The sequence below is a fragment of the Simiduia aestuariiviva genome, from assembly GCF_014192475.1.
GTDB lineage: Bacteria > Pseudomonadota > Gammaproteobacteria > Pseudomonadales > Cellvibrionaceae > Simiduia > Simiduia aestuariiviva.
In genome coordinates this window covers 1-2,991 of the sequence record NZ_JACHXZ010000010.1, presented here as the reverse complement: position 1 = coordinate 2,991, position 2,991 = coordinate 1, and the positions used below count along the sequence as shown (strand labels likewise).

The following is a 2,991-nucleotide window of genomic DNA, read 5'->3' as shown; positions in this document are numbered from 1 at the left end:
TGCCGCGAAAGACAAGGGCCTAACAATGCCAGCCAAAATCGTGCGCTTCGCGCACTGGACTCGCAACAAGTTGCTCGCCTTTGCTGGCGGCGTTATGTGTAGTCATGGATAAGTTCATTTTTATCGCAATATTTATGTTGGCTTCGGCTTGGTTGCGAACCTATTTTGAAAAACAGCATTTTACTATTGTTCAGCGGCTTGCAAGGGGTTCGCATATAGGGTTGGCGCTTGGATGCATCTTGTGTTTATTTAGTGAGTATTATCGTTCGATGAACGGAATCCCAGGCATGAGTGGTAAAGACGTATTGGTTTTTATGGCTTTAATTTTATGCATGGGAGTATTTGGGTCGCTGCCACAAGCTAAGGATGATGCAGAGTCACTGAGAGAGTTATTGGATGATCCAGAGAATGTAACTCCGAAGCAGCGCATGGAGGCTATCAGGAAAAAACATGGAATCGATTAATAAAGCACATAACAAACGCAGTCACACCGGCCTATCGGCCTCGACTCGCTACGCTCGCGTGTGCTGCGGGCGTTAAATTCAAAGAGGCCCAATGAGCCAACTCGACGAATATAAAAGGTCTAAACTTCATTATCTCTGTATTGACTACCCAGAGGGTGATCGGGTGAGGATATTGAAGGAGCTTGTTGAGTCAGGTGAAGATGTTAATTTGAAAGATAAAAATGGGTGGTCACCATTGCATTTTGCTGCACAGGAAGGCGATAGCATTATTGCAAAAGAACTAATTGATCTTGGTGCAGATATTGCCGCAGCTGAATGTAATGGCAACACACCGCTATGGGTCGCAACAATGAACTCAAATTCTTCCAATAAATTAATTCATGTTTTACTAGAAGCCAGAGCAGACCCCGACAAAGAAAATAACCATGGAGTATCTCCCATGGAAATAAGTCCGGAGCTATTCAAAAATGGAATTTAACAAGCGGCTCCACTGGAAAAATTTTACTGTCACCTTTTTAGCGCTGCGCGGCAAAAAAGCCGCCAGCAAAATTTTCCCGTGAGCCGGGCGTTATAAGGCAAACATGAATAAAGTTCTACTCGTAGTGGCAGCATTGTTTTCATTCAATACGCTCGCTGACACTTGCACAGAAATTGCTAAATACGATGAGTTAATGTCTCAAATTTATGTTGTGTGTCCAGATCTGCCAAATATTAATGACGACGACCTAGGTACTATCGTATATACCATTTTCAAAGAAAATGAATTCACACCTGATGAATACACTATTGATTTTGTTACGTCTAAACAATTTCTTACTCAGGAATCATTAACAAAAGAAAATCACGTAGGTTTTTATTACACTCATGATAATGGCCTTATTATTTGGCCAAAGAATCAGGATAAAATACGTCATGTGCAATTACGTATCTAAAAACCTTATAACAAGCGCCACCAAAACGCCGCGATGCGGCTGGACTCGCAACTAATCGTTGCTCGCCTTTGTGGCGGGCGTTAGGCACTTATGGCATCCAGAGCAAAGCCACTAAATGATGAGATGAAAAGGAGCTTTTACCCATGGGTAAAGGCAAGCGGTTTCATTAAGCAAAAATCTACCGACTCTCATTTTGTTGAGTTTCGAAGAGAGACGACAAGTGGTGTAGATGTATTTGAAGTGCAATGGGACAAATATTGGCGCCCATATTTTGTGGTGAATTTCGGAAAAGAAGAAGCTACTGATACCGCGTGGCGCAAAGGGGGGCGGCTTCAACGGAAGCGGGGAGGGTCCATGAGCAATTGGTTTGGTTTACCGAAGCCGATGCTTTATAAGCTTGTGACCTTAAGTTGGAGTTATAAGCCTGAAGAAGTCGTGGAAGAACTCAAGGCGGCATTTGGTGAGCTTGAAAGTTGGTGGGAAAATGGCGAAATTGGAAAGCACCTTTATTTTATTGATTTGCATGCCTAACAAGCGCAAGCATCCGACTCGCTACGCTCCCGGCTGTTGCGGACGTTAGAAGTCAATCATGAAAGTAGCGCAGTTCTTGATTCCAGCTTTGCTCGGTGTATCCTCCCATTGTTACGGATGTAGCGTGGTAGAAGAAGGATATGAAGATAAGGATATCATGTACTCCGTATGTCCAAATTTCGCTGAACTATCAAATGACAATGCATCAAAACTAGTGAATATGCTGCTTAGTCAATACAGAGGTCCGCCTGATGAAATCCTTATCTATTTTGTAGCTTTAAAAGAGTTGGTAGGTAAGCAAGAATACGAACCAGGAGAGTTGCTCGGTTATTACTACACGCACAGCCACAAAATTATAATGTTGCCAGATACGGCGCAAGAAAAGGAAGTTGAAGTAACATGGCAGCAGTAACTTCTAACAAGGGTGGCCAATTCGCGGCTATCGCCGCGGGACTCGCATTCGCTCGCCCTTGCCACCGGCGTTAAGTTTTTAAACCATGAATCGAGAAATAAATATTGCGAAAAGGAATTGGAACAGCACTGATGATCAGTGTACTAATCCTGCTCGCGCTTAAATTATCAAGCTTGCCTGAAGCTCGACAAGTAGCAGATTCTTGGGCATATCCAGAGAGTGGCACCCTTTGGTTTTTGGGTGGTTTAGCCGTAGAGCTTATGCTTTTGGTGGCTCGGTTCATTCTGGGTTACTTCGTATATATTGGGCGCCATGCTTCTCCGTGGGTATTTTATCCGCTTGTTGTATTAGTTGCCGTAAGTGGCTTTTCTGGGTTGGCACTTAGCGTGGCAGCTTTGGCTTTACGGTTGTGGCAAGGTGCGCACTGTGCAGTCAAAACTTAACAAGGCCATCTTGCCTCGCCAGCAGAGCTGGCTGGACAAATTTTCCGAGGTCCCTTTTGCGCTTTAACGCTACGCTAGCGCAAAACGCACCACTCCAAATTTGCCGCAAATGGCGGCGTTAAGCAATATGAATAGCCCGAAGAGAAAATACATATACTCAATAATCTTCCTGCTATTAAACTTAGTTGTCTTGTTTATGCCTGGAATCG

Annotated in this window: 6 protein-coding genes; all 6 read left to right on the top strand. The window is 44.0% G+C overall.

Annotated features, from left to right (window positions below; genetic code table 11):
• The first annotated feature begins 104 nt into the window (after positions 1-104).
• The 6 genes from FHS30_RS16940 to FHS30_RS16915 all read left to right on the top strand — a co-directional run bounded on the left by FHS30_RS16940 (position 105) and on the right by FHS30_RS16915 (position 2,782).
• Entirely contained in the window at positions 105-464 is a 360-nt protein-coding gene (locus tag FHS30_RS16940; protein WP_183911715.1) for a hypothetical protein, read from the top strand.
• A gap of 91 nt (positions 465-555) precedes the next feature.
• Complete coding sequence (locus FHS30_RS16935) at positions 556-942, top strand: ankyrin repeat domain-containing protein (RefSeq protein WP_183911714.1); 387 nt, start codon at positions 556-558, stop codon at positions 940-942.
• Between the two features lie 103 nt (positions 943-1,045).
• Complete coding sequence (locus FHS30_RS16930) at positions 1,046-1,396, top strand: hypothetical protein (RefSeq protein ID WP_183911713.1); 351 nt, start codon at positions 1,046-1,048, stop codon at positions 1,394-1,396.
• 90 nt (positions 1,397-1,486) lie between these two features.
• Positions 1,487-1,927 (top strand): hypothetical protein, encoded by a 441-nt coding sequence (locus FHS30_RS16925; protein WP_183911712.1) that lies wholly within the window; start codon positions 1,487-1,489, stop codon positions 1,925-1,927.
• A 58-nt stretch (positions 1,928-1,985) separates the two neighbouring features.
• Positions 1,986-2,339 carry a hypothetical protein gene (locus FHS30_RS16920; protein ID WP_183911711.1) on the top strand — a complete coding sequence of 118 codons (354 nt, stop codon included), beginning with the start codon at positions 1,986-1,988 and terminating at the stop codon, positions 2,337-2,339.
• Positions 2,340-2,470: 131 nt separating this feature from the next.
• Positions 2,471-2,782: a hypothetical protein gene (locus FHS30_RS16915; RefSeq protein WP_183911710.1), complete on the top strand. Its 312-nt coding sequence runs from the start codon at positions 2,471-2,473 to the stop codon at positions 2,780-2,782.
• Positions 2,783-2,991 lie beyond the last annotated feature (209 nt).